This is a genomic window from Janthinobacterium sp. HH102, from assembly GCF_001758625.2.
In the GTDB taxonomy this organism is placed as follows: domain Bacteria; phylum Pseudomonadota; class Gammaproteobacteria; order Burkholderiales; family Burkholderiaceae_D; genus Janthinobacterium.
This window is the reverse complement of sequence record NZ_CP062062.1, coordinates 4,862,636-4,886,941: the sequence shown is the minus strand read 5'-3', so window position 1 is coordinate 4,886,941 and position 24,306 is coordinate 4,862,636. Positions and strand designations below refer to the sequence as shown.

General features: G+C 62.8%; 19 protein-coding genes, 1 tRNA gene and 2 pseudogenes. 10 read left to right on the top strand and 12 right to left on the bottom strand.

Features of this window, described 5'->3' with window-relative positions:
- Nucleotides 1-2: 2 nt before the first annotated feature.
- Together JAB4_RS22320 and JAB4_RS22315 are read right to left on the bottom strand one after the other, a co-directional pair.
- On the bottom strand, nt 3-1,544 hold the full coding sequence (locus tag JAB4_RS22320; RefSeq protein ID WP_070219158.1) for an ATP-binding protein: 1,542 nt from the start codon (nt 1,542-1,544) through the stop codon (nt 3-5).
- Between the two features lie 7 nt (nt 1,545-1,551).
- Nucleotides 1,552-3,066, bottom strand: a complete 1,515-nt coding sequence (locus JAB4_RS22315) for an ATPase domain-containing protein (RefSeq protein ID WP_083286944.1) — start codon at nt 3,064-3,066, stop codon at nt 1,552-1,554.
- A gap of 421 nt (nt 3,067-3,487) precedes the next feature.
- Between JAB4_RS22315 and JAB4_RS22310 the strand changes: the two genes are divergently transcribed.
- The 8 genes from JAB4_RS22310 to JAB4_RS22275 all read left to right on the top strand — a co-directional run bounded on the left by JAB4_RS22310 (nt 3,488) and on the right by JAB4_RS22275 (nt 11,720).
- Nucleotides 3,488-4,708, top strand: a complete 1,221-nt coding sequence (locus JAB4_RS22310; protein ID WP_070219159.1) for an efflux RND transporter periplasmic adaptor subunit — start codon at nt 3,488-3,490, stop codon at nt 4,706-4,708.
- Nucleotides 4,709-4,723: 15 nt separating this feature from the next.
- On the top strand, nt 4,724-7,888 hold the full coding sequence (locus tag JAB4_RS22305) for an efflux RND transporter permease subunit (protein WP_070219160.1): 3,165 nt from the start codon (nt 4,724-4,726) through the stop codon (nt 7,886-7,888).
- 1 nt (nt 7,889) lies between these two features.
- Nucleotides 7,890-9,338: an AdeC/AdeK/OprM family multidrug efflux complex outer membrane factor gene (adeC, locus tag JAB4_RS22300; RefSeq protein WP_070219161.1), complete on the top strand. Its 1,449-nt coding sequence runs from the start codon at nt 7,890-7,892 to the stop codon at nt 9,336-9,338.
- 63 nt (nt 9,339-9,401) lie between these two features.
- Nucleotides 9,402-10,016, top strand: coding sequence for a TetR/AcrR family transcriptional regulator (locus JAB4_RS22295; RefSeq protein ID WP_070219162.1), 615 nt, complete (start codon nt 9,402-9,404; stop codon nt 10,014-10,016).
- Between the two features lie 103 nt (nt 10,017-10,119).
- A tRNA-Pro gene (locus JAB4_RS22290) sits at nt 10,120-10,196 on the top strand.
- A gap of 127 nt (nt 10,197-10,323) precedes the next feature.
- Complete coding sequence (locus JAB4_RS22285; RefSeq protein WP_070219163.1) at nt 10,324-10,632, top strand: hypothetical protein; 309 nt, start codon at nt 10,324-10,326, stop codon at nt 10,630-10,632.
- A gap of 259 nt (nt 10,633-10,891) precedes the next feature.
- Nucleotides 10,892-11,029, top strand: coding sequence for a hypothetical protein (locus tag JAB4_RS22280; protein ID WP_162995750.1), 138 nt, complete (start codon nt 10,892-10,894; stop codon nt 11,027-11,029).
- Between the two features lie 250 nt (nt 11,030-11,279).
- Complete coding sequence (locus tag JAB4_RS22275) at nt 11,280-11,720, top strand: hypothetical protein (RefSeq protein WP_070219164.1); 441 nt, start codon at nt 11,280-11,282, stop codon at nt 11,718-11,720.
- 233 nt (nt 11,721-11,953) lie between these two features.
- Here the strand turns inward: JAB4_RS22275 and JAB4_RS22270 are convergent.
- Nucleotides 11,954-12,142 (bottom strand): annotated as a pseudogene (locus JAB4_RS22270) (integrase core domain-containing protein); the annotation flags it as partial.
- Nucleotides 12,143-12,264: 122 nt separating this feature from the next.
- Nucleotides 12,265-13,260, bottom strand: coding sequence for an AraC family transcriptional regulator (locus JAB4_RS22265; RefSeq protein ID WP_070219166.1), 996 nt, complete (start codon nt 13,258-13,260; stop codon nt 12,265-12,267).
- Between the two features lie 59 nt (nt 13,261-13,319).
- Between JAB4_RS22265 and JAB4_RS22260 the strand changes: the two genes are divergently transcribed.
- Together JAB4_RS22260 and JAB4_RS22255 are read left to right on the top strand one after the other, a co-directional pair.
- On the top strand, nt 13,320-14,570 hold the full coding sequence (locus tag JAB4_RS22260) for an MFS transporter (protein ID WP_070219167.1): 1,251 nt from the start codon (nt 13,320-13,322) through the stop codon (nt 14,568-14,570).
- 204 nt (nt 14,571-14,774) lie between these two features.
- Nucleotides 14,775-16,787 carry a S9 family peptidase gene (locus tag JAB4_RS22255; protein WP_070219168.1) on the top strand — a complete coding sequence of 671 codons (2,013 nt, stop codon included), beginning with the start codon at nt 14,775-14,777 and terminating at the stop codon, nt 16,785-16,787.
- A gap of 41 nt (nt 16,788-16,828) precedes the next feature.
- Here JAB4_RS22255 and JAB4_RS22250 read toward each other — a convergent pair whose 3' ends face one another.
- The 8 genes and pseudogenes from JAB4_RS22250 to JAB4_RS22215 form a co-directional block, all read right to left on the bottom strand.
- Nucleotides 16,829-17,539, bottom strand: a complete 711-nt coding sequence (locus JAB4_RS22250) for a glycosyltransferase family 2 protein (RefSeq protein WP_070219169.1) — start codon at nt 17,537-17,539, stop codon at nt 16,829-16,831.
- Nucleotides 17,536-18,180, bottom strand: a complete 645-nt coding sequence (locus tag JAB4_RS22245; RefSeq protein WP_070219170.1) for a class I SAM-dependent methyltransferase — start codon at nt 18,178-18,180, stop codon at nt 17,536-17,538. Before JAB4_RS22245 ends, JAB4_RS22250 begins: the two co-directional genes overlap by 4 nt.
- Nucleotides 18,177-18,947 carry a PIG-L family deacetylase gene (locus JAB4_RS22240; RefSeq protein WP_070219171.1) on the bottom strand — a complete coding sequence of 257 codons (771 nt, stop codon included), beginning with the start codon at nt 18,945-18,947 and terminating at the stop codon, nt 18,177-18,179. The genes JAB4_RS22245 and JAB4_RS22240 overlap by 4 nt, the downstream gene beginning before the upstream one ends.
- 1 nt (nt 18,948) lies before the next feature.
- Complete coding sequence (locus JAB4_RS22235) at nt 18,949-19,977, bottom strand: acyl-CoA dehydrogenase (RefSeq protein ID WP_070219172.1); 1,029 nt, start codon at nt 19,975-19,977, stop codon at nt 18,949-18,951.
- Nucleotides 19,978-20,149: 172 nt separating this feature from the next.
- A pseudogene (locus JAB4_RS22230) lies at nt 20,150-20,296 on the bottom strand (IS1595 family transposase); the annotation flags it as partial.
- Between the two features lie 80 nt (nt 20,297-20,376).
- The gene (locus JAB4_RS22225; protein WP_139143550.1) at nt 20,377-20,994 is read right to left on the bottom strand and encodes a hypothetical protein; all 618 of its coding nucleotides are present in this window, start codon (nt 20,992-20,994) and stop codon (nt 20,377-20,379) included.
- Between the two features lie 141 nt (nt 20,995-21,135).
- Entirely contained in the window at nt 21,136-23,226 is a 2,091-nt protein-coding gene (locus JAB4_RS22220; RefSeq protein WP_070219174.1) for a methyl-accepting chemotaxis protein, read from the bottom strand.
- A 57-nt stretch (nt 23,227-23,283) separates the two neighbouring features.
- Nucleotides 23,284-24,042, bottom strand: coding sequence for a TorF family putative porin (locus JAB4_RS22215; RefSeq protein ID WP_083286945.1), 759 nt, complete (start codon nt 24,040-24,042; stop codon nt 23,284-23,286).
- Nucleotides 24,043-24,306 lie beyond the last annotated feature (264 nt).

Here is a 24,306-nt window from a genome sequence, read left to right as displayed (position 1 = left end):
CGCTATGGCGTTTGCGTAGCCGTCCCTTCCTGCCGCGCCAGGTGCGCGCGCAGCAGGGCGGTGATGGCGTCGAAATCCACGGGTTTCGTCAGGTGATGGTCGAAACCGGCTTGCTCGGTGCGCGCGCGCGCCTCGCCCTGGCCCCAGCCAGTCAAGGCGATCATCAGCACGTCGCGCCCCTGCGCGCGCTGGCGGATCTGGCCCGCCGCCTCGTAGCCATCCATGTCCGGCATGCCCAGATCCATCACCACCAGTTGCGGCCATATCCTGTCGACGGCCGCCAGCGCCTGCGCGCCGCCATACGCGACCTGGGCCGCATAGCCCTCGAGCTGGAACAGGCTTTGCAGGGAATCGGCCGCGTCGCGGTTGTCGTCCACCACCAGCACTGGCACGGGCTGGCCCGCGCCGGCGGGCGTGCCGCCTCCGGCGGCGGACGGCGTGGCGGGCGCGGGACCGCCGGCGCTGGCCGGCAGGGTGACGATGAAGCGGCTGCCACGTCCGGGGCCGTCGCTGTAGGCCTCGATGCTGCCGCCATGCATTTCGGCAAATTGGCGCGCCAGGCTCAGGCCGATGCCCAGGCCGCTGGTCATCTGGCCCGCCACCGTGCGTCCCTGTTCAAACATGGAAAAGATGCGCGCGATGGCGTCCGGGTCGATGCCGATGCCATTGTCTTCGATCATCACGTGCAACTGGCCCTGCGCCAGGCGTGCCGTAATGTGGATGAGCCCGCCGTCCGGCGTGAATTTCACGGCATTCGAGACGATATTGGCAAAGACCTGCACCACCCGGGCATAGTCGGCGTGCAATGTCACGGCATGCGGCGGTAGATCGACGGTGATGCGGATGTGCCGGCTGCTGGCCGCAGGCAGGCATAGTTCGATGACATGCTCGAGCACTTGCTGTAACTCAAACTCCTTGCGCTGCAGCAGGACCTTGCCGCTGCTGATGCGCGCCACGTCGAGCAAGTCGTCCACCAGCCGTGTCAGGTGCGTCACCTGGCGCTCGATCACGGCGCTCACCTTGCCGACCTGTGCCGATGCCGGAAACAGGTGCTTGAGCAGGGTCACCGACGACTTGATGGGCGCCAGCGGATTGCGCAGTTCATGGCCGAGGCTGGCAATGAATTCGTCCTTGCGCCGCTGCGTCTCGCGCAACTGGTACTGGCGCTGGCGCGCGCGCAGCATGGCGTGCGCCGAGGTGATCAGGGTCAGGATGTGCACGGGGCGTTCCAGCAGGGTCAGGTTGCCCAGGGTGGAAATAGCTTGCCGCACGGGCAGGGAATCGAGTCCCGCGTGCGTCAGCAGGATGATGGGCAAGTCGGACCAGTCCGGCTGCTGCCGGGCATAGGCGTCGAGCACGGTGTACACGCCAGCATGCAGCGCCTCTTCCACCGTCAGCACGCCGCCGGCGCCCAGCGCCAGCTGCTCGGCCAGTTCGCCGGGCGAGCGGCAGGCGTGGCTGGCGATGGCGCTGCCCGCCAATACCGTGCCGGCCAGGGCGGCATCCTGGCCGGCAGGCGCGTAGATCAGGATGCGCTGCTCCATGGTAGTCCTAAGGGAAAGGCGTGCCGCCGATGGTGGGCAAGCCCGACAGGATGCCGTGAAAGCCAGCCAGGGCCGGGCCGATGCGGATGCCCTGCGGGCTGATCTCGAAGCGGCGGATGGTGCGCTCGTGCGCGCTGTCGCGTTTCTTGAAGACGGAAATGGCTTGCCGCACCTCGCCTTCCGTTTCGTAGTAGCGCAGCATGATGACGCTGTCGGCCAGGTAGCTGGCGTCGGCCGCCGTCGTCATCGAGGTGCCCAGCATGTTTTGCTGCACGCCGACGAGCAGGGTGGCCACGCCGTGCTGGCTCAGGTAATTGAGCAGTTCATGCAGGTAGGTGCTCTGGAAGCGTTCATCGGGCACCGCATGCATGTAGCCGTTCAGGCTATCGATGACGATCACCCTGGCGCCCCGCTGCGCTGCGTCGACCACGGCCTGGGCGAATTCGCCCGGTGTCATCTCGGCCGGATCGATCTGCTGTGCGCTCAGCAAACCCGTGTCGAGCGCCTCCTGCAGGCGCATGCCCACGCTGTCGGCCCGGGTCAGGAGCTTGCTGCGCGCTTCCTCGAACAGGAACATGGCGCACGGTTCGCCGCGCGCGGTGGCCGCGTGCACGAATTGCGCCGCCAGGGTGGACTTGCCGCTGCCGGCGGGGCCGGAAAGGAGCGTGCTCATGCCTTCTTCCAGGCCGCCGCCTATCATGGCGTCGAGTTCGGGCACGCCGCTCGACAGGCGCCGATGGCCGCCATCGCGGCGTGTGTCGGCCGCCACCAGACGGGGATAGACGACCAGGCCGTCACGGGCGATCTTGTAGTCGTGCGTGCCGCTGCGAAACGCCACGCCCCGGTATTTCACCACCCGCACGCGGCGCCGGTCATTGCCATAGTCCTGGTTTTGCAGCTCCAGCGAGATCACGCAATGGGCCACGCTACGCACTTGCAAGCCGTCGTCCAGCGCGGAGCGGTCGTCGATCAGCACGGTGGTGCAGTGCCGGCTGGCCAGGTATTGTTTCAACGCCACGACCTGGCGCCGGTAGCGCAAGGGGTTTTCCGCCAGCAGCTGCAGTTCGGACAGCGAATCGAGCACGAGGCGGGCCGGACGGTGCTTTTCGATGGCGGCCAGGATGCGCTGGTTGGTCGAGGCCAGTTCGATTTCCGACGGGTGGAAGATCGTGTACTGGCGCTCGGGGTCGAGTATATCGTCGCTGGGCGCCACTTCTTCGATGGCGATGCCGGCCAGGTCCCAGCCGTGCGACAGGGCCGCGGCGCGCAGCTCGATTTCCGATTCGGCCAGGGCGATATACAGCACGGGCGTGCCCTTGCGCGCCCCTTCGGCCAGAAACTGCAGCGCCAGCGTGGTCTTGCCTGTGCCTGGCACGCCTTCGAGCAGGTACAGGCGCTCGGGCAGCAGGCCGCCCGTCAATATGGTGTCGAGGCCAGGGATGCCCGTCGACAGCAGTGGCGGCGCGTCCAGGCCGCCCGCGCCATCGTCTTGCGCCGTTCCTTGCGCCTGTGCTGTCGTCATCGCGTCCTCGCTTCGCCACGCTGTGGTCAATATATTAGCGCGTCCGCTGCGGCATGTCTTTTCGATACCATTGGTAAATAATCACGGGCGCCATGCAAGCCGGGGCCGGCAGTGTTGCACACTTGTCGTCAGGCTCAGCAAAGAAATCTTGACCCTGCTAAAGTATTGATTCAATCCAACTCTCCCGCTTTGCCGTTTTGCCGCCGCCGGCCTGAATTTCCGATGGATCCTGCTGGTGCGCACCTGCTGTTGTTGTCGCCATTTAATTGCATCATTAGCAACAAAAAACGCTTAAAGGTTACTTTGTTTCAATTGTAACGCTGCTTGACGATTTTAGAATGATCGTTCATTCTTTGATCTGCGTTAATAAATTTAGTCATTTCTAACGACACTAGCCAGCTTCTTTTTCAGAAAGTCCAAGATGCAACCAACCTTTTCCCTGACGTCGCCGCGTACGAGCGGCGCTATTGCCGTTCTGTGCGCCACTGTAATCATGGCCGGCTGCAGTAAAAAACAGGAAGCACCTCACGCGCAGCAAGCGCCGCAGGTGGTCGTGTTTACTGTTAATCCGGCCGCGTTGCCGATGAGCGCCGAATTGCCCGGCCGCACGAATGCCTACCAGGTCGCCGATGTGCGCCCGCAAGTGGGCGGTTTGATCCAGAAGCGCCTGTTCGTCGAGGGTAGCGATGTGAAAGCGGGCACGGCCCTGTATCAGATCGATTCCGCTACTTACCAAGCCGCCGCCAATTCGGCCAAGGCCGCCCTGTCGAAAGCCAAGGCCAACCTGCTGACGGCCGGTCCGAAAGCGTCGCGCTACAAGGAACTGGTGGCCATCGAAGGCGTCAGCCGTCAAGAGTACGATGATGCCGTCGCCGCGTTCGAGCAAGCGAAGGCAGACGTCGAGTCCGCCACCGCGGCGCTGGAATCGGCGAACATCAACCTGCGCTACAGCACCGTGACGGCGCCGATCAGCGGCCGCACCAGCCGCTCGACCGTGACGGCCGGCGCGCTGGTGACGGCAGGCCAGGCCGAAGCGCTGACCACCGTGCAGCAACTCGATCCGATCTATGTCGACGTGACCCAGTCGAGCACCGACCTGCTGCGCCTGAAGCGCCAGATGGCCGACGGCTCACTGAAGAAAGTGGGCGAAGGCCAGGCCAAGGTCGACCTGATCCTGCCGGACGGCAGCAAGTACGGCGCATCGGGCAAGCTGCAGTTTGCCGGCGTGACGGTCGATCCGACCACCGGCAACGTGATCTTGCGCGCGCTGTTCCCGAACCCGAAAGGCGAATTGCTGCCAGGTATGTACGTGCGTGCGCAGCTGGAAACGGGCGTCGATGAGAAAGCCATTACCGTGCCGCAAGTGGGCGTGACGCGCAACCAGAAGGGCCAGGCCACGGCCCTGATCCTGAACAAGGAAAACAAGGTCGAGCAGCGCGTGCTGACCACCAGCGGCACCGTCGGCACCAACTGGCTGGTGACGTCCGGCCTGGCCGCAGGCGACCGCGTGATCGTGGAAGGCTTGCAAAAAGTCAAGCCAGGCGCGCCAGCCGTTGCCGTGCCGGCCAAGGCCGAAGCTGCTCCTGCGCCAGCGCCCGCCGCTGCCGCTTCTGCCGCCGCATCGGCTGCCAGCGCCCACTAATTCAGGAGAATATTAATGGCCCGTTTTTTCATTGACCGCCCGATTTTTGCCTGGGTGGTCGCGATCGTCATCATGCTTGCCGGCGTGATTTCGATCCTCAGCCTGCCGATCGCGCAGTACCCGAGCATCGCTCCGCCGTCGATTTCGATCAGCGGCTCCTACCCTGGCGCCTCCGCCAAGACCGTGGAAGATGCGGTCACCCAAGTCATCGAACAAAAGATGAAGGGTATCGACGGCTTGCGCTACATGTCCTCGTCGAGCGATGCGACTGGCGGCATCAGCATCACCTTGACGTTTACCAGCGGCACCAATCCCGACATCGCCCAGGTGCAGGTACAGAACAAGCTGCAGCTGGCCACGCCACTGCTGCCGACGGCTGTCACGCAACAGGGTCTTGTCGTGTCGAAAGCGACGAAGAACTTCCTGATGGTGTTCGGCTTCATTTCCGAAAACGGCAAGATGGACCAGACCGACTTGAGCGACTATGTGGCCGCCAACGTCGTCGATCCGCTCAGCCGTGTTGCCGGCGTGGGCGACGTGACCCTGTTCGGTTCGCAGTACGCCATGCGTATCTGGCTCGACCCGGCCAAGCTGCAAAGTTTTAACCTGACCCCGGCGGACGTGATCACGGCCGTGCAGGCGCAGAATGCGGAAGTGTCGGCCGGTGAACTGGGCGGCACGCCGTCCGTCAAGGGTCAGCAGCTGAACGCCACCGTGTCGGCGCAAAGCCGTTTGCAAACGGTGGAGCAGTTCGGCGCCATCTTGCTGAAAACCACGACCAACGGTGCCATGGTGTACCTGAAGGACGTGGCCAGCATGGAACTGGGCCGCGAGAACTACAACACCGTGGCCCGCTACAACGGCCATGCGGCCACCGGCGTGGCGATCAAGCTGGCGACGGGCGCCAACGCGCTCGATACGGCCAATGCGGCGAAAGCCATGCTGGGCAACTTGAGCAAGCAATTCCCTGAAGGCATGAGCTACCAGGTGGCGTTCGACACCACCCCGTTCGTGAAACTGTCGATCGAGGAAGTGGTCAAGACCCTGGTCGAAGCGGTCATCCTGGTATTCCTGGTGATGTACCTGTTCCTGCAAAACTTCCGCGCCACCCTGATTCCGACCATGGCCGTGCCGGTCGTGCTGCTCGGTACCTTCGGCATCCTGAATGCCTTCGGCTATTCGATCAATACGCTGACCATGTTCGCCATGGTGCTGGCCATTGGTCTCTTGGTCGATGATGCGATCGTGGTGGTGGAAAACGTCGAGCGCGTGATGAGCGAAGAGGGCTTGTCGCCGCTGGAAGCGACGCGCAAGTCCATGACGCAGATCACGGGCGCGCTGGTCGGTATCGCCATGGTGCTGTCGGCCGTGTTCGTGCCGATGGCCTTCTTCGGCGGTTCGACGGGCGTGATTTACCGCCAGTTCTCGATCACGATCGTGTCGTCGATGGTGCTGTCCGTCGTCGTCGCGCTGGTGTTTACGCCAGCCTTGTGCGCCACCCTGTTGAAACCGGTCGAGAAGGGCCATCACGCGACGAACAAGGGTTTCTTCGGCTGGTTCAACCGCAGCTTCGACCGCAGCAGCAATAAATACCAGGGCTGGGTCGGCGCCATGATCACGCACCGTTTCCGCTCGATGCTGCTGTACGTGCTGCTGCTGGCTGGCCTGGTGTTCATCTTCATGCGCCTGCCGACTTCGTTCCTGCCGGAAGAAGACCAGGGCATCCTGTTTACGCAGATTCAATTGCCGACGGGCGCCACGCAAGAGCGCACCCTGAAAGTGATCGAACAGGTCGAAGACCACTTCATGAACAGCGAGAAGGACAACGTCGCTTCCGTGTTTGCCGTCGCCGGCTTCAGCTTCGGCGGTAACGGCCAGAATACGGGTATCGCCTTCGTGCGCCTGAAAGACTGGTCGCTGCGCAAGGACGTGGCGCAAAAAGCGCCGGCCGTGGCCGGCCGCGCCATGGGCAAGTTGTTGCAGATCAAGGATGCGATGGTGTTTACGTTCGCCCCGCCTGCCGTGCTGGAACTGGGTAACGCCACCGGTTTCGACATGCAGCTGCAGGATATCGGCGGTGTCGGCCATGACGCCCTGATGGCGGCGCGTAACCAGTTGCTGGGCATGGCGTCGCAAAACCCGGCCATGGTGGGCGTGCGCCCGAACGGCCAGGAAGATACGCCGCAATACAAGATCGACATCGACCAGCAGAAAGCCACCGCGCTGGGCTTGCAGATATCGGAAATCAACCGCGTGCTGAGCGTGGGCTGGGGTAGCTCGTATGTGAACGACTTCCTCGACCGTGGCCGCGTGAAGAAAGTGTTCATGCAAGGCAATGCCGAATCGCGCATGCTGCCGGAAGACTTGAACAAGTGGTTCGTGCGCAACACGGCTGGCCAGATGGTGCCGTTCTCCGCCTTTGCCACCGGCAAGTGGATTTACGCGTCGCCACGCCTGGAACGCTACAACGGCTTGCCGTCGGTAGAGATCCTCGGTACGCCGGCACCGGGCCAGAGCACGGGCGCCGCCATGAACGCGATGGAAGAGATGGTGGCCAAGCTGCCGCCTGGCATCGGCTTCAGCTGGACCGGCGTGTCGCTGGAAGAGCGCGAATCCGGTTCGCAGACGCCGCAGCTGTACGCGCTGTCGCTGCTGATCGTCTTCCTGTGCCTGGCTGCGCTGTATGAAAGCTGGTCGATTCCATTCTCGGTGCTGCTGGTCGTGCCGCTGGGCGTGATCGGCGCCGTGCTCGGCACGTGGCTGTTCGGCCTGTCGAACGACGTGTACTTCCAGGTGGGCTTGCTCACGGTGGTGGGTCTGTCGGCGAAGAACGCCATTCTGATCGTGGAATTTGCCAAGGAAATGCAGGAATCGGGCATGTCGCTGCTGGACGCGACCTTGCACGCGGTGCGTCTGCGTCTGCGTCCGATTCTGATGACCTCGATTGCCTTCGGCCTGGGCGTGTTGCCGCTGGCCATTTCCAGCGGCGCCGGTTCCGGCAGCCAGAACGCCATCGGTATCGGCGTGCTGGGTGGTATGTTGACGGCCACGTTCCTCGGTATCTTCTTCGTGCCGGTGTTCTTCGTGCTGGTGCGCGGCTTCTTCTCGAAGCCGGACGCGCCCGCCACGCCGGCGACGCCTGGTTCGCCAGCCGTCACGCTTTCCAAGGATGCACATTAATATGAAAAAATCACTACTCTCCATGGCGGCACTGGCCTTGCTGGCCGGTTGCAGCCTGGCTCCCACGTACGAGCGTCCGGCAGCGCCGGCGCCGACGGCGTGGCCGACGGGCCCTTCCTACAAGGCCGACACGGCCGCCGCCGACGCCAAGCCGGTGGCGGACGTCGCCTGGCGCGAGTTCTTTGCCGATGCGCGCCTGCGCCAGGTACTGGAACTGGCGCTGGCCAACAACCGCGACCTGCGCGTCTCGATCCTGAATATCGAGAAGGCGCGTGCCACCTACGGCATCGAACGCGCCGCCCTGATCCCGACCCTGTCGGCATCGGGCGGCCAGTCGGCCACGCGCATTTCGAAAAATGCCAGCCCGACGGGCGAAGCGTCCATCAACCGCCAGTACACGGCGAACCTGGGCGTGTCGGCCTACGAGCTGGACTTCTTCGGCCGCGTGCGCAGCCTGTCCGACAGCGCGCTGGAACAATACCTGGGCACGGAAGAAGCACGCCGTGCGCAGCAGATCAGCCTGGTGGCCGAAGTGGCCAGCACCTATCTGAACCTGGTGGCCGACCAGCAGCGTCTGCGCGTGGCGCAGGACACCCTGAAGAGCCAGCAGTCGTCGTATGACCTGGCCGTGCGCCGCTTCAGCGCGGGCGCCACCTCGGGCCTAGACAAGTACGATGCCCAGACCAGCGTCGAGTCGGCCCGTTCCGACGTGGCTGTCTATACGAGCCAGGTGGCGCTGGACCAGAACGCGCTGGTCTTGCTGGTGGGCGGCCCCGTGCCGGCCGACCTGTTGCCGCCGGCCGAGTTCGGCACCGTGACGGCGCTGACGGACATTCCGTCCGGCGTGCCGTCGGACGTGCTGCAACGCCGTCCCGACGTGCTGGCGGCGGAGCGCACCTTGCGCGCCGCCAACGCCAACATCGGCGCGGCGCGCGCGGCTTTCTTCCCGCGCATTTCGCTGACGGCCACGGCCGGTTCGGTCAGCGACAACCTGTCGGGCCTGTTCAAGGCGGGCAGCGGCACGTGGAGTTTCTTGCCGCAGATCAGCTTGCCGATCTTCGATGGCGGCGTGAACCGCGCCAACCTCGATATCGCCAAGGTACAGCGTGAAATCTCCGTGGCGCAATACGAAAAGGCGATCCAGGTCGCCTTCCGCGAAGTGTCCGATGCGCTGGCCCAGCGCGGCACCATCGACGAGCGCCTGCAATCGCAGGTCTCGCTGGTCGAGGCGTCGACGAAGAGCTACACCATCCACGATGCGCGCTACAAGCAGGGCGCCGAGTCCTACCTGAACGCCCTGGTGGCCCAGCGCGCGCTGTACACGGCGCAGCAAAGCCTGATCACGGCGCGCCTGGCCAAATCGACCAACCTGGTCACCTTGTACAAGGTGCTGGGCGGCGGTTGGCAGCCTGAGCAGACAGCCGTCGCGGCGGCTGGCGGCGCCCAATAATCACGGGGACGCCGAAGCCGGCCTTGCCCGCAAGGGCAGGGCCGGCGCGCTACTGGAAAAGTCATGAACCAAGTTGAAAAGAAGCATCCGGATCCCGAGCGCGCCAACACGCGGCGCAAGCAGGTGCTCGATGCGGCCGAAAGCTGCTTCAGCCGCCGCGGTTTCCACGGCGCCAGCATGGCCGAGATATCGAAGGCGGCCGGCATGAGCGCGGGCCACATCTATAATTATTTTGACAGCAAGGATGCGATCATCGCCGCCTTCGTCATGCAGAATACGGAGCGCGTCTCCAATTTGATGCAGGACCTGGCGCAGCGCGAAGACCCGCTGCAGGCCGTGATCGACAATGCGGGCGAGCATGTGCTCGAAGCGCTGGACCCGACCACGTGGATGATGCCGCTGGAAATCTTTGCCGAAGCGTCGCGCAATCCGGCGATCGCGGAAATGCTGCAATGCTCGGACCGGCGTTCGCGCCAGTTATTTCTCTCCATCATCCGGGATGCGCGCATCAAGCGCGGCTTGCCGGCCGACGAGGAAATGTTGCAGGGGCGCCTCGATGCCCTGGTGGCGCTGTATCAGGGCTTGCCCGTGCGCTTCATTCATCATCCGGACGTGAAGGTCGAACCGCTGATCGCGGGCTTTCGCATCGTCCTGACGGCGCTGCTGCTGAGCGAATAGGGCGCTTGAGCGGCCCATGCAAAAAAGTTTGCGCAGATCGACATGAATCGCGCGCAAAAGCATGGCAAAAACCTAAAAGCGTCTGCTATAATTCCCACCTCGTCGGGGCGTAGCGCAGCCTGGTAGCGTACATGCATGGGGTGCATGGGGTCGGAAGTTCGAATCTTCTCGCCCCGACCATTAGATTCAAGGAGTTACAGCGCAAGCTGTATAGAAACCCAGTACTGTTTATTATACGTTTGTATAATATCGGTGCTGGGTTTTTCCGTTTACAGAAGCGGACGCTGCGTTAGAGCTGCGCCAGGCCATGATTGACTCGACAAATATGTGCACCAAGCAAGTAACGATAGATCTTACCTACGCCAAGAATGCTTTGTTCGTTCGTCAATCCGTTGCGGTCGCTTTTGGCGTGCCAATCGATACGGAAATAACTTGGGTCTTTCTTCAAGATATGCTCTGTAATGCCAGCGAGTGTGCATTACCTGCGCGGGTGTTAGTCTGTGGCCTGCCAAGTGCTAGCGGCGCGATTGGCGATGAGATTCGAATGCTCCGCACCTTTCTCCGCGCGCTTGCGACAACGCGAAGCATCGAAGTTCAGATTGTTTTGCACGATTAAACATGTGGCGCTCTGCCTCTGCTCTGGGGCGACAGTTGCCGTACGCCGTAGGGCTGACATCGGCCAGGAACAGTCATTCGCGTTGACGTGACAATACGTGACTTTTCTCGCTTGCTAAGTCGTTATGCTCATGGGCCGCTAGCGGCCAAAGACGGACGCCGATGAGCATATTTTTCGATTCACGGAGAGTCATATCAAAACACTTGCACGCGCCATAATTTTCGCCACACAATATATAAATAGTCGAGCCGGCGACGCCTTGGACGACGATGTCGCGGTACTTGAAGAGATTTCAGCGGAGTTGAAAAAAACTTCCGTCGAGGAAAAGAAATGCCTTATCCAAACCGCAAAAGAACTCGGACTTGAATCTTGGCTGGATGAAATGGGCATTGATTAAGTGCGCAGAAAAAGATATTGGAAAGCTGCTGTTGGCCGGGAGCGGACGTTGAACAGGCATGCGCTGCTGCTTGCCTGCCTTTACGGGCAAGAACACAATCGTCTTCAACGATTCTGAACGCAAGTCGATTTTGCGTCGAATTTTCCCGGGCTGCTTTCAGCGACGCTAACGACTGCAAGAGCAGCCGCCCGATAGAATAGAGCTTGTTTAATTCAGGGCATGCAGTTGCCCATTTCTAAGTATGGAATCAATGACGGTGATGGCAACAAAGTGGAAGAACCAGGAGGTGCGAAGCTGCATTGGCCTTCTGTGCAGCAATGGTGATCTCTACGACGTGCACGCAACCAGAATGGCCAGGGTACGTGAAAAACGGGAACTTGGCGGTTGGCTCAATGTCGCGATTCTGGCGCAAGAAGAGTTGTATGGTGGACAGTACATAGTTAAGTGCGGAGAGGCTGCGGAACACGGCTCAATCGGCGTAGTCGTTTTGGAATCGCTGCAAAATCATGAACCTGTTTGGACGTTTGTTTCGGATCAATCCAATCCATTTGATCAAATAACAATCAAGGGCGGCTTGGTGTTGGTGCTGTCAACGTCAGGCGCCGTGTTACGGTTTGGTGCGCCAATGAGGGAGGCAAGGCTTCTGCTCCCGAGTACTTCGATCCATGGTTCTAACGACGAGCGCTTGTAAAGTGAGACGCTGCGCGTCCGCTATGCTTAGGTGATGCCTTTTAAGCAGCCTCCGGCCACAAGCGGTCAGTCGTGAACAGGGAGACAGATGGGCTTCATCAACAGATGTGAAGCGTCGCTACGATTATTTGGCGACGACCTCATTCCCGAAGAGGTGTGCCGTCTATTCGGCCATTTCCCTTCGCAGGCATGGATGGTAATCCCCCTATTTTTTGAGCGCGTTAAAAGTAGAGCTTAAGCGGCCATGGCAAGCTTCTGTTTTGGCGTGATGCCGCCAAGTGCCATGTTGGGCCGGTCGTGATTGCAAGTCCACAGCCAGCGGGTTGCAAAATCCTCGATATCCTCGAGCGTTTCAAACAAATAATGGGCCAACCAGTCGTAACGCACCGTGCGGTTATGGGGCTCGACATAAGCATTCTGCTGCGCGATGATCCTGGTCAAATCGTCCAGTCCAGAAATGCCCTTGATCGATGTGCTGTCCGGCCACTTCGCGCGCCAATGTCGCTGAAAAATGGATTGATCAGCGCTTCCCTCAGCTATTCTCCTCAAAGCATTTGCCGACAGGCACCCGGCGGCTTGCCGATGACGCGCTTAAAAGCACGACTGAACGCGGCTTGCGATGTATAGCCAAGGCGTCGGGCGACGACGTCGATGGACACTCTTTCGTGAGTGAGCAATTGTCTGGCAAGGCGCATTCTCAATTCCGTGGCATAGCGCAGGGGCGGCACCCCGATGGTGGTTTCAAAGCGTTGGGCGAAAACAGAGCGGGAGATATGGCACTCCGCAGCCAACTGCGCAACTGTCCATTCACGACCAGGCTGGCGGTGCAGCGCCAATATGGCGCGAGCAAGGCGCGGATCACGCAAGGCGGCGAGGAGACCGGAAGCGTTTTCACAACCGCATTCAATCCAGCCGCGCACGATCATTGCTGCCGCGACCTCCGCCAGGCGAGCCAGAATGCCTGCGAATCCAATACGGCCGGCACAGATTTCACGCTTCATTGAATCAAGAACAGGCAGCAACCCGGGATAGCCTTGCGCTTGCGTGTCGGCCACCATGACAGTTGGCATCAGCTTGCCGATCCCTTGCATCCCGCCGAGATCGAATTCCATGCAGCCGTAAAAAATAACTGCACTGGGCACGGGGTGCGTACTGGGACATGTGTCTACTCCGCTAACGGATTCACCCAGGGGCGCGACATCGAACTTTTCGATGTCCTGAAATGCAATACCCGCATCCGATAGAAGCTGATGTCTCCTGCCGTGAGGCATGAACACCGCGCTACCGGCGGACAGCTTATGCAACTCACCATCATCGGTACACAGGAAGGCAGTGCCAACAGCGAGGAAGTGGAAGTAGGCGTGGCCTGGCTTGTCTTCAAAGCCTATGCCGAAAACTGGACCGGTCTGAATACGCCGGTACTGGACTCCACGCAGGCGCATGCCTGTCAATAGTTCATTGACGAGATTAGATAATGGAAAAATTTGATTTTGCTTGCTCATTTTAGGTGTTTCGATCAAAACATCCGGACTTGCCATCATAGATCATCCTGCATTTTACCTCTAGACTTTCGACTCCGATTGTTTTAGGGATTTTAGAGATGAACAACGATGTTTTTGCTACCGAGCAAACGCCCAACGCGAACGATGTGTCTGTTCTAGAGCCAGCGACAGCGGCATGGATGGCAGTGTTTTCCCTGGCCATGGGGGTTTTCGGTTTACTGACGGCGGAGTACCTGCCAGCCAGTCTGCTGACCCCGATGGCCTTCGATCTTGGCGTATCGGAGGCACTAGCTGGTCAGGCAGTGACGGTGACGGCCGTAGTGGCCATGTTCGCCGGGCTGTCGGTGCCAGTTCTAACGCGTAATTTTGACCGGCGTGTCGTCTTGTTGGCTTTCACGGTGCTGATGATCGCCTCCAACTTGCTGGTGGCGTTGTCCTCAAGCTTGACAGTATTATTGGTGATGCGCATTCTTCTGGGCGTCGCGTTAGGAGGCTTCTGGAGCATGGCGGCAGCCGTGGCCATGCGACTGGTGCCGGCAATGCTGGTGCCGCGAGCGCTATCCATCATATTCAGTGGCATCGCCGTCGGGACGGTCGTTTCCGTACCGCTGGGCAGTTACTTAGGGGGGATATATGGCTGGCGCAGTGCATTTATAGCAGCCGCGGCTGTCGGAGGGCTGACACTTTTGTTTCAATTGTTCACGCTGCCCCGTATGGCGCCGCGCACGATGACGCGTACCACATCGGTGCTGCGATTGCTCCGTCGCCCGGGGATTGGGATCGGGATGTTGGGCTGCGTGCTGGCCCATACCGGGCAATATGCATTGTTCACCTATATTCGCCCCGCTCTTGAAAGCGTTGTCCATATAGATGTAAATGGTTTGTCTCTGATGCTCCTGGGTTTTGGTGTCGCCAACTTCGTTGGCACGCTGCTGGCCGGCTGGCTAATGGAGCGTAGCCTGCGTGCCACTTTAGTGCTCATGCCTGCGCTGGTGGGCTTGGCGGCATTCGGCATGATCCTGCTGCCAGTCCAAGGAACAGGCCTGATGTTTTTGGTCGCTCTGTGGGGCCTGGCGTTCGGCGGCGTACCTGTCGCCTGGTCCAACTGGGTAGCCCGTGCTGTCCCGGATCAAGCGGAGACAGCAGGCGGCATGGTCGTCGCTGCGGTGCAATCGTCAATAGCTGCCGGCGCTGCATTGGGTGGCATTATGTTCGGCTTTGGTGGCGTGACAGGCGTTTTCATGATTGCTGGCGTTGTGATGCTGTTCGCCGCTCTCGTTATCGCTTTAAAAGTTCGCGTGGAGCTGCCGCAGCACGGTGCGACCGCTGCCCCGGTGCTGCACGGTTGAACGTAAGCCACATCCGAACTGTCCGCCGTCGCCATGCGTGCATGCATCATCTGCTATGCAGTTCATCCCTCCTTTCCACCATCCTGTGCCCCGATTTTCGTTCCCTGTCGCTGTCATCAACCTGGCAGCACGGCTTTGACCTATGATTTGCTGGCACATGCACCATGATTATGTTTTCCTTCATCCCACAACCATGAGGTGTCCATGATTCGCTATGTCCTGCCTGCCCTGTTGTTCGCCAGCGCCCTGCCGGCGCATGCCCAAGCCCCTGTCAAGGAAACGCCGCTGATCGAGCGCACCAAGCTGTTCGGCAATCCCAGCAAGTCCGGCGGCAAGCTCAGCCCCGATGGACGGTGGCTGTCGTGGATCGCGCCGCGCGATGGCGTGCTCAATGTGTGGGTGGCGCCGGCCGGCGATCTGGCGCAGGCGCGGCCGCTGACGGACGAAAAGGTGCGGCCCATCCGCGGCAGCTTCTGGTCGCCCGATTCGACAACCCTGCTGTTCATCCAGGACAAGGGCGGCGACGAGAATTTCCTGCTGTACGGCGTGAACGTGGCGACTGGCAAGCAGATCAATTACACGCCGTTCGAGAAGACGCGCGTGCGCATCGTCCAGATCAGCAGCAAGGTCAAGGACCGGATTCTCGTCGGCATCAATAACCGCGATGCGCGCTGGCACGACGTGTACAGCCTGGACCTGGCCAGCGGCAAGCTGACCCTGGTGCAGCAGAACGATGGCTATGGCGGCTACCTGGCCGATGAATTGCTCAATTTGCGTATCGCCAGCAAGGCGCGCGCCGATGGCGGCATGCAGTATTTCCGCCTGACGGACGGCAAGGTCGAGAGCACGCCGCTGACCGAAGTCGGTCTGGAAGACTCGCAGACGACGGCGCCGCTGGCGTTTACGGTCGACGGCAAGACCTTGTACTGGACCGATTCGCGCGGCCGCAATACCTCGGCGCTCCTGGCGCAGGACGTGGCCAGCGGCAAGACCACGGTCATGGCGCAAGACCCGCGCGCCGACATCGCCGATGCGCTGTACGACACGCGCACGGGCCGGGTGCAGGCCTATACGGTCAATTATCTGCAGCAGGAATATCTGCCGTTGGCGGACGACCTGAATGCCGACCTGGACTTCCTGAAGAAAAATACCCAGGGCCAGTTCACGGTGACCTCGCGCACGGATGCCGACGATAAATGGCTGGTGAATGTCGATGCCGTCACGGCGCCCCCATCGAGCTGGATATACGAGCGCAAGACCAAAAAGCTCACGCGGCTGTACGTGACGCGTCCGGAACTGGAAGGCGCGCCGCTGGTGCGCATGTATCCGCAGCAAATCAAGGCGCGCGACGGCCTGAACCTCGTGTCTTACCTGACCCTGCCGCAGGCGTCGAAGGCGAGCGCCGGCGGCAAGGCCACGCAGGCGGTGCCGATGGTGCTGCTGGTGCACGGCGGACCGTGGGCGCGCGACACCTATGGCTACAACGGTTACCATCAGTGGCTGGCCAACCGCGGCTATGCCGTGCTGTCGGTGAACTACCGCGGCTCGACGGGCTTCGGCAAGCAGTTCATCTCGGCCGGCGACCTGCAGTGGGGCCGCAAGATGCATGACGATTTGCTCGACGCGGTGCAATGGGCGGTGAAAAGCGGCGTGACGAGCGCCGACAAGGTGGCCATCATGGGCGGCTCCTACGGCGGCTACGCCACCCTGGCCGGCATGGCGTTCACGCCGACGACGTTTGCCTGCGGCGTCGACATCGTCGGCCCGTCGAACCTGTTTACCTTGCTGCAAACCATCCCGCCGTACTGGGAAGCGGGCAAGCAGCAGTTCTACAAACGCATGGGCGACCCGACCACGGAAGAGGGCAAGGCGCTGCTCAAGGAACGCTCGCCGCTGAACTTTGCGCAGAACATCCAGCGCCCGCTGCTGATCGGCCAGGGCGCCAACGACCCGAGAGTCAACGTGGCTGAGTCGGACCAGATCGTGGCGGCCATGGCGGCGAAGAATATTCCCGTCACCTATGTGCTGTTCCCCGATGAGGGCCATGGCTTTGCCCGGCCCGTCAACAACATCGCCTTCAATGCCGTGACGGAAAACTTCCTGGGGCAATGCCTGGCGGGCCGCGCCGAGCCGATCGGGGCCACCCTGAAGGCATCCACCGCGCAGGTCAAGCATGGCGCCGAGTTTGCGCCGGGCTTGCAGGAGGCGATGCGCTAAGAGCCTGTCCCAGGGGATGTATGCATCCGCTGGGACAGGTTCTAAGTCAGGTGTGGTGACGCTTCCATCTCCGCCACCACCTGCTGCAAGGTATCGCCAAAGCCGCCCCGTGCCCTGGCATGGCGGCGGGCGCTGGTGGTGACGCGCGGCGCGGCGCTCCAGGCGATGTGCGCGCCGCACGCTTGCAGCGCGGCCACCATGGCCACGTCTTCGCTGCAAGCCAGTGGCGCGAAGCCGCCGGCGCGCAGGTAGGCGCTGGCGCACACGCCGAAGTTGGCGCCATGGATGTGGCGGTGGCCGTCGGCATCGGTATAGGTGCGGCTGAAGTGGGCAAGCAGCGCCCCGGCGTTGTCGCCGTGCGGCGACCAGTCGTCCACGGCCACCGTGCCGCAGACGGCATCGGCATTCAGGCCCAGCTGTGTACTCAGCCACGATGGCGAGACGCGCGTATCCGCATCCGTGAAGGCCAGCCAGCGGGCACCGCGTTGCAGCAGCTCCTGCGCGCCCGCGGCGCGCGCGCTGCCCACGTTACGCACATTGACGGCGATACAGTCGAGGCGCCAGCGCAGGTCCGTCTGCATGGCGTGCGTCAGCACGATGCGTTGCGACTGGTCGCTGCAGGCGTCGAGCACGATGACGATGCACACCGCTTCTCCGGACAGTCGGGGGCAGGTGACGGCAAGGCGCAATGCCTCCAGGCAGGCATCCAGGCACGCTTCCTCGTCATGTACGGGCACCACGACGCCGATCATGCAAAGCCCTCGCGCTGCGCCACCGAGCGCGCATCGTTCGACCAGATCCCCAGCAGGAAGTCGGTCTCTTCGTGGCGCAGCACGCGGTGCAGGCCGGGCGCATCCTCGAACGCCGCATGCACGCGCACGGTCGAGATGATGCGTTGCGCGAATGGCGCGCGCCAGTGGCACAGGGCGATGCTGCCGCCCGGCGCCAGGCTGGCGATGCAGTGTTCGACCACGCGCGCCAGCTCTTCCGGCGACAGGTAATAGGCGATCTCGCTGAGGACGATCAAGTCAAACTTGTCGGCGCCGGGCAGGATGCGCGGCCAGTCCTGCGGCAGCCGGTGCTGCGCGAGGCTGACGTTGCCGCCGCCTCCGGCGTCGAGCAGCCGCTGCTGCGTGAGCCCCAGCGCTTCGGCCGAGAGGTCGGCCGCCAGCAGGCGCTCGCAGCGCCGTGCCAGCGCCAGTGTCAGCTCGCCATTGCCGCATCCCGGTTCATATGCGTGGCGGTAGCGTTGCTGCGGCAGGCTGGCCAGCAACAGGGCGCGCTTGCGCTCCTCGTACCAGCGCTGGCGCACCAGCCACGGGTCGGCATCCTGGCGATACAGTTGTTCGAAATAGCTGCGGCGCTGGTCGTCGGGCGTGGAAATGGCGCTCATAGAAAATACACCTCCCACGCGTGCAACAGGCGCTGCAAGGCGTCGCCTGCCACGATGGCGGGGCTGCCCGTCGACGGGTCATCCTGCATCTGGCTGGCGAAGCAACGCAGGGCGGCGCGTTTGCGCTGCAGGAGGGGGGCCGGCAATGGCAGCCGGCGCGCGCGGTGCCAGGGTACGCGCGCGTCGCCCGGCACGGCCCAGTGCCAGCCCCAGACGGGCATTTCCACCAGGGTGGCGCCGCTGGCCGAGCAGGCCGAAGCGCAGGCCCAGCCGCACGCTTCATGGTCCGGGTGGCCATCCAGGCGCCAGGTGGTGAAGACGATGTCGCCGGGCCGCAGCTGCGCTGCCAATGTGGCGCTCAGCTGCGGCGTCCTGCCGGCCACGCCGCCATCGGGCAGGTGCAGGCGCAGCCACGCGGGCAGCGCCAATCCCAGTGCCTGCAGCGCTAGCGCCGATTCCTGCGGACGCACCTGGCGCAGGCGTTCCTGCGGCCAGAGTGGCGAGCCCGGGTGGCTGGCGTCGCCGTCGGTGACGGCGACGAACAGCAGTTCGCTGCCCTGCGCCGCCAGCAGTTGCAGCAAGCCGCCACAGGCGAGGATTTCATCGTCGGGATGGGGCGCGACGATGACGGCACGCGCCCCCAGCGGCACCAGGGCGTGGGCGCTGATTGCGGGTAGCTCGTTGAGCCCCGGCCAGGATTGCCACACATGGTCCGGCGTGCCGCAACCTTCGATGCGGCGCGCATGCGTATCGGCAAGGGTCAGCATGTCATAGCGCCCACGGATGGTCTTCGGCGCCGGCGACAATACCGCCGAGCACGGCCTGATCGCGCTCGGCATGGCTCTGGCGCAGGAACACGGGCAGGTCGGCCGCCAGTCGCGCGAAACGGGCATCGCGGCACAGGGGGCCGGCGCCCAGCGCGCGCGTGGTCAGCAGCAGGGCCAGCGTGGCGGTATCTTCCACGGCCAGTCGCAGGCGCAGGGCCAGTCCCATGGCGTCGCGCTGCGGATGGGCGTCGATTTCCGCAGCGCCTTCGCGCAGCAGGGCGCCAGCGGCGCGCAGCGCACAGTCGATCTGGCCCAGCTGAGCCAGGCGCACGGCATCGGGGGCGGCGTGCTGCGCGCGTGCGTGCAGGTGGCTGGCGATGGTGCAGGCGGCGCCGTACCAGGCGGCCGCGATGCCGGCGCCGCCATGCCAGAAGCCGGGACGGGCCAGATATGCGCCCGGCGCGCCCACGGGAAAGGCGCGCGCGGCGGAAAAGGTCACCTCGACGCTGGCGCAGGCGGCCATGCCGACGGCTTGCCAGCCCTGGTCCGTGACGTGCACGCCCGGCTGCGACAGGGCTACCGAGGCCAGGCAAGCCTGGCCGTCCTCATTCCAGCAGCTGACCAAGGCATGGCTGAGGCCATGCGCACCGGAGCACCAAGCCTTGCGTCCATCAAGCACATAGCGGCCATCGGCCGCCTGCTGCAATTGCACGCGCGCGCCCGGCATTTCCGCGCACCATACGCCCCAGCTGCTGCCGGCCGGCACGCCGGGGCCGTCGATTTCAGCCAGGATGGCCAGCGCATCGGTATGGCCCTCATACAGCTTGAGCAGGGACAGGTCGATGGCGGCGATGGCGGCCAGCATTTGCCAGCGCAGCAGGGTGGCGCCGTGGCCGGGCAGGGGCAGCTGGTCCAAGCCCGCATCGCGCAGGCGCCGCAAGCCTTCGATGGGGAGAAAGGCGCTGTCCTGCTGCTGCAGCAGGGCGCTCAGTGCAGCGTGGGACGGCAGGGGGAAAGCGTGGGACGACATGGCAAGCTCCTGTTTTTCAACAGAATAGCTTTCTATTTACGCAAAGTATGTTCGATTCTACACATACGCTCGCTAACGGACTCGAGTCTACGAGGCGGTGGGCGAGATGGCGCCGCCGCGCCAAGCTGCGGGGCCGGGCGGCCCCACGGCTACTCGTGCGTTTATTTTTGGGCTATGTCACCGTCAGGTGTGGGAACGCTCCCAGTGTTGCCTTCAGTAACGTTTCTGGTGAACGGATGCGCCTGGCGTCGGGTATTCAGCGCCAGCCCAGGTAGTTCGGCAGGTAGCGCGTGGCCACGCCGTGAAACGGCCGCAGCCAGTCGCATGGTGAATATGCAGAGTCAGACAGCACCGCCAAGGGAAGATTCCGTCATTTCCCCTACTTGCCGATGACTGAGCCTATTTTTTTACATACAGCATGTCAGGCACGTAACTGCTGCCGTTGTGCGAGAAGGTGTAGAGGGTGTTGTCACGCAAGACGATGCCGCCTTTGATGGTTTGCGCGGGGAGCGTGCCTTCGTCGAGCAGGCAAGTGGAGCCGCCTTCATATTCGATGCACCATTGCTGTTTGCCATCTTTCTTCACGTATTGCACGCCGGGCCCCGTGACGTTGAAGCTATAGGCGGGGATGGACAGGTTCAGTTTGTCGATGCGCACGTTGCTCGCGGCCCCATTCTCCGTCAGTTTGACGAGAACGTCAGCCACGCCATCCGGTGTCGCCGTGATTTTCGCGGTCATGGTTTCCGTGCCCAGCAAGGTGCCGCTGCAGCCGGTCTTGAGATAGGTTTCGGTGGTGGAGGTCAGTTCCATCGCGCCGCTGCCGTCGGCTTTGGCTGCGACGACCATGGTCTGGCGTTCATGCTCGTCGCATGGCGCTTGCCAGGTGCCGACGTAGGGCGCCAGCGTCGAGCCGGCATTGACATTGCCTGCATCACTGCCGCCGCCGCCGCCGCCACCGCCGCAGCCAGCCAGCAGTGCGGTACTTGATGTCAATAATACTGCTACGATTTTTTTCATGCCCATCCTTTTATGCCGGCAAACATGCGTGCCGTAGACGCGGCAACAGTATAAAAGGATGGCTCAGGGGCAATTCTCACCGAATGTATTTGCCACTTGATTTACATCAAGGATAGAGTGCAATGACCAGGCAAGGCAGGCTTAAAACTCTTCCCAGTCATCTCCTGCCGGTGCCTTGGCCGGCGCGTGCTGTGCCGCTGGGGGCTTGGCAACGGTCAGGCGCTTGGCCGGTGATGCTGTCTTTGGCGGCGCGGCGCGTGGTGTTGCCACGGCTGCCGCCGGCGTTGCTGTCGGCGCCGTCTGGCGCACCTGCTCGCCCAGCTTGAACACGCTGACCACCTCGGCCAGATGGCTGGCCTGGTCTTGCAGGCTTTCGGCGGCCGCCGCCGCTTCCTCGACCAGGGCCGCGTTCTGCTGCGTCACGCCATCCATCTGCGCCAGCGCCTGGTTGACCTGGGCGATGCCGTCGCTTTGTTCGTTGGTGGCGACGCTGATGTCGGCCATGATGGCGGTCACCTTGCGCACGCTGTCGACCACCTGTTCCATGGTGGCGCCCGCTTCATCGACGAGCTTGCTGCCGGCCGCGACCTTGCCCACCGAATCGTCGATCAGCAGCTTGATTTCCTTGGCCGCCGCCGCCGAGCGTTGCGCCAGATTGCGTACTTCCGTGGCGACGACGGCGAAACCGCGGCCCTGTTCGCCCGCGCGCGCCGCTTCCACGGCCGCATTCAGGGCCAGGATATTCGTCTGGAAGGCGATGCCGTCGATCACGCTGATGATGTCGACGATCTTGTTCGACGAGTCGTTGATCGAGGTCATCGTTTCGATGACCTTGCCGACCACTTCGCCGCTCTTCTGCGCCACGCTCGATGCGGAAGCGGCCAGTTGATTCGCCTGGCGCGCATGGTCGGCGTTTTCCTTGACGGTGCCCGTCAGTTCTTCCACCGAAGCGGCCGTTTCTTCGAGCGAACTGGCTTGCTGCTCCGTGCGGGCCGACAGGTCGTTATTGCCTTGCGCAATTTCCGCGCTGGCGCGGGCCACGTTGTCGGCGCTGGCTTGCACTTGCAGCAGCACGGCATGGATCTTTTCCACGAAGGCGTTGAAACCCTTGCCGATGACGGCCAGCTCGTCGGTCCCCTTGACTTCCAGCTTGACGCGCAGGTCGGCGTCGCCGCTCGACAGGTCCGTCATGGTGCGGCCCAGGGTGCGCAGTGGGCGCGTCAGCTGGTTGACGACGAGGATCAAAATACCGGCCGTGGCCGCCGCGCACAGCAGGGCGACGATCAGTGTATAGATCATCAGGTCGCGCGCCGAGGCGATGGCGACGCTTTTCGGGAAGTTCAGTTCCACGCTCCAGGGCGCGATATCGGGGTGGATCTGCAGCGGCTGCAGCAAATGGATATAGCCCTGGCCGTCTTCATATTCGTACGGCTGGCCCTGGCGCACTTTTTCCAGGCCGGCCGCAGGCACGTCGTCGGCCTTCTTGCCCAGCCGCTCGGGCACGGGATGGCTCGCGTACAGGCCGCCGTTCGAGATCAGGGCCAGCTTGCCGCCCTCGATCACTTTCAGGTCGGCCAGGATTTTCGCCAGGCGCGTGAGCATGAAATCGGCGCTGGCCACGCCCTTGAAGCCGCCGTCGATCATGATGGGGGCCACCAGCGAGGCCATCAGTACATTCTTGCCGTCGACGGGGTAGATGTACGGTTCCGTAAAGTAAGTCTTGCCCGTGCGCTTGGGCACGTCATACCAGTCGTTGGCGCCCGGTTTCGGGTCGAAGACGATGGGTTCGACTTGCAGCTTGCCGCCGGCGCCCCGCGTCCAGTAGGGCATGAAGCGGCCGCTGGCGTCGTAGTACGGCTTCTGGTTGGCGAAATCCGCATCCTTGCCGTCGAGCGCGTTCGGCTCCCACGTCACGGCCGCGCCCAGCAAGTCTTCCGAGCTGGTCAGGGTGGCCTTGGTCAGTTCATTGATCTGCTCGCGCTGCAGGGGCAGGCTGGCGCTCTTGGTGCCGCGCATGGCGCCGGCCAGGCTGGAAACGCTGGACAGGTTGCTGGCGATGCGCGCCTGCAGCGCGCCGGCCACTTCGCGCGCCGACGTGCGCGCCAGGTCCAGCGCGGCCGCTTCCGCGCTGGCGCTGCTCTTGTAGCCGATCACCGCCGCCGTGACGCCGAGGCTGAGGACGGCGAGCGCGGTGGCGGCGACGCAGATTTTACTGTTCAGTGAGAGTTGCATGATGCTATTCCTTGATGGGAAGGGGTATCGGTGCCATGGGCGTCGCGGGTGGCGCGCCTAGAACGTCTTGCTGATGGCCACGACCAGCGTGGCCGCGGCCGGGTTCGACGTGTCGAACTGGCCGGCCGCATTCGGGATGCCCAGCGTGTAATGGTCGTAGGCGTCGGTGGCGCCCCAGGCGCGCGTCACGGCCGCGCTGGCGCTCCAGCCGCCGTCGAAGGCCCTGGTGACGCCCACCTTGGCGTCACGCCAGTTCCAGATGGCATTGCCCGTGCCCGCCACCCGCCCATTGCCGGCGTGCAGGTTCAAGGTCCAGGCATTGCCCAGGTCGACATTTGCGCCCACGTCCAGGTAGCCCGTGCCGCGCGCATGCGTGATGCCGAAGAAGTCCGGCGTGACCGTATGGTTGTACTTGGCGTACAGCATCTTGTAGCTGAGGCCCAGCGACAGTTCGCCATAGTCATACTTGACGCCTGTGGCGCGGTAGACGGCGCCCGGATACTTGTAGTAATACGCGAGCACGCTGTAGCCCAGTTCAGCCACCGTGCCGCTGTAGCCGCCGTACAGATCCCATTCGACCGTGGCGTCTTGAATGTAGCGGTCGCTGACGGTGGAAGCCCAGGTGCCGAGCGACCAGCCGCTCGGGTGCGCGTAGTCGGCCCCCGCCTGCAGCGCCGGCTTGCCCCAGGTCTGGCGAAAGCCGCGCGAAATGTACTGGGAAGTGAGGCTGGCATTGGCGCTGAAGGTGGCGGCAGGGCTGTCCGTGTTTTGCGCCTGCACGGGCAGGGCGGCCAGCAGGAAGAGGCAGCCGAGCAAGGATGTTCCAGGAAAATAGTGGTGCGATGGCATGGCAGTCAGCTCCGTATTTGCTGGCAGCGGCCGTCCAGGCACGTTGCCCTGATGGTTGCAATAAAAATGCGGAATGGACTTTTGTGGAGGCAAGGCGGACCCTGCCTGCAGGCTCGCATGAACGGGCAGATATTCTCGCTAAACTTAACTGAAAGGATAGGGGTTGGGACTAGTGGAAGTCAACAAAGTTGCGCTACGGAAAACGTAAGTTGTTGTTTCCCGGCACTTTTT

Bases quoted from the DNA above. Each gene is read 5' to 3' on its own strand.
- JAB4_RS22320 (WP_070219158.1), bottom strand. From the start codon at position 1,544: ATGGAGCAGCGCATCCTGATCTACGCGCCTGCCGGCCAGGATGCCGCC.
- JAB4_RS22315 (WP_083286944.1), bottom strand. From the start codon at position 3,066: ATGACGACAGCACAGGCGCAAGGAACGGCGCAAGACGATGGCGCGGGC.
- JAB4_RS22310 (WP_070219159.1), top strand. From the start codon at position 3,488: ATGCAACCAACCTTTTCCCTGACGTCGCCGCGTACGAGCGGCGCTATT.
- JAB4_RS22305 (WP_070219160.1), top strand. From the start codon at position 4,724: ATGGCCCGTTTTTTCATTGACCGCCCGATTTTTGCCTGGGTGGTCGCG.
- adeC (WP_070219161.1), top strand. From the start codon at position 7,890: ATGAAAAAATCACTACTCTCCATGGCGGCACTGGCCTTGCTGGCCGGT.
- JAB4_RS22295 (WP_070219162.1), top strand. From the start codon at position 9,402: ATGAACCAAGTTGAAAAGAAGCATCCGGATCCCGAGCGCGCCAACACG.
- JAB4_RS22285 (WP_070219163.1), top strand. From the start codon at position 10,324: ATGATTGACTCGACAAATATGTGCACCAAGCAAGTAACGATAGATCTT.
- JAB4_RS22275 (WP_070219164.1), top strand. From the start codon at position 11,280: ATGACGGTGATGGCAACAAAGTGGAAGAACCAGGAGGTGCGAAGCTGC.
- JAB4_RS22265 (WP_070219166.1), bottom strand. From the start codon at position 13,260: ATGATGGCAAGTCCGGATGTTTTGATCGAAACACCTAAAATGAGCAAG.
- JAB4_RS22260 (WP_070219167.1), top strand. From the start codon at position 13,320: ATGAACAACGATGTTTTTGCTACCGAGCAAACGCCCAACGCGAACGAT.
- JAB4_RS22255 (WP_070219168.1), top strand. From the start codon at position 14,775: ATGATTCGCTATGTCCTGCCTGCCCTGTTGTTCGCCAGCGCCCTGCCG.
- JAB4_RS22250 (WP_070219169.1), bottom strand. From the start codon at position 17,539: ATGATCGGCGTCGTGGTGCCCGTACATGACGAGGAAGCGTGCCTGGAT.
- JAB4_RS22245 (WP_070219170.1), bottom strand. From the start codon at position 18,180: ATGAGCGCCATTTCCACGCCCGACGACCAGCGCCGCAGCTATTTCGAA.
- JAB4_RS22240 (WP_070219171.1), bottom strand. From the start codon at position 18,947: ATGCTGACCCTTGCCGATACGCATGCGCGCCGCATCGAAGGTTGCGGC.
- JAB4_RS22235 (WP_070219172.1), bottom strand. From the start codon at position 19,977: ATGTCGTCCCACGCTTTCCCCCTGCCGTCCCACGCTGCACTGAGCGCC.
- JAB4_RS22225 (WP_139143550.1), bottom strand. From the start codon at position 20,994: ATGAAAAAAATCGTAGCAGTATTATTGACATCAAGTACCGCACTGCTG.
- JAB4_RS22220 (WP_070219174.1), bottom strand. From the start codon at position 23,226: ATGCAACTCTCACTGAACAGTAAAATCTGCGTCGCCGCCACCGCGCTC.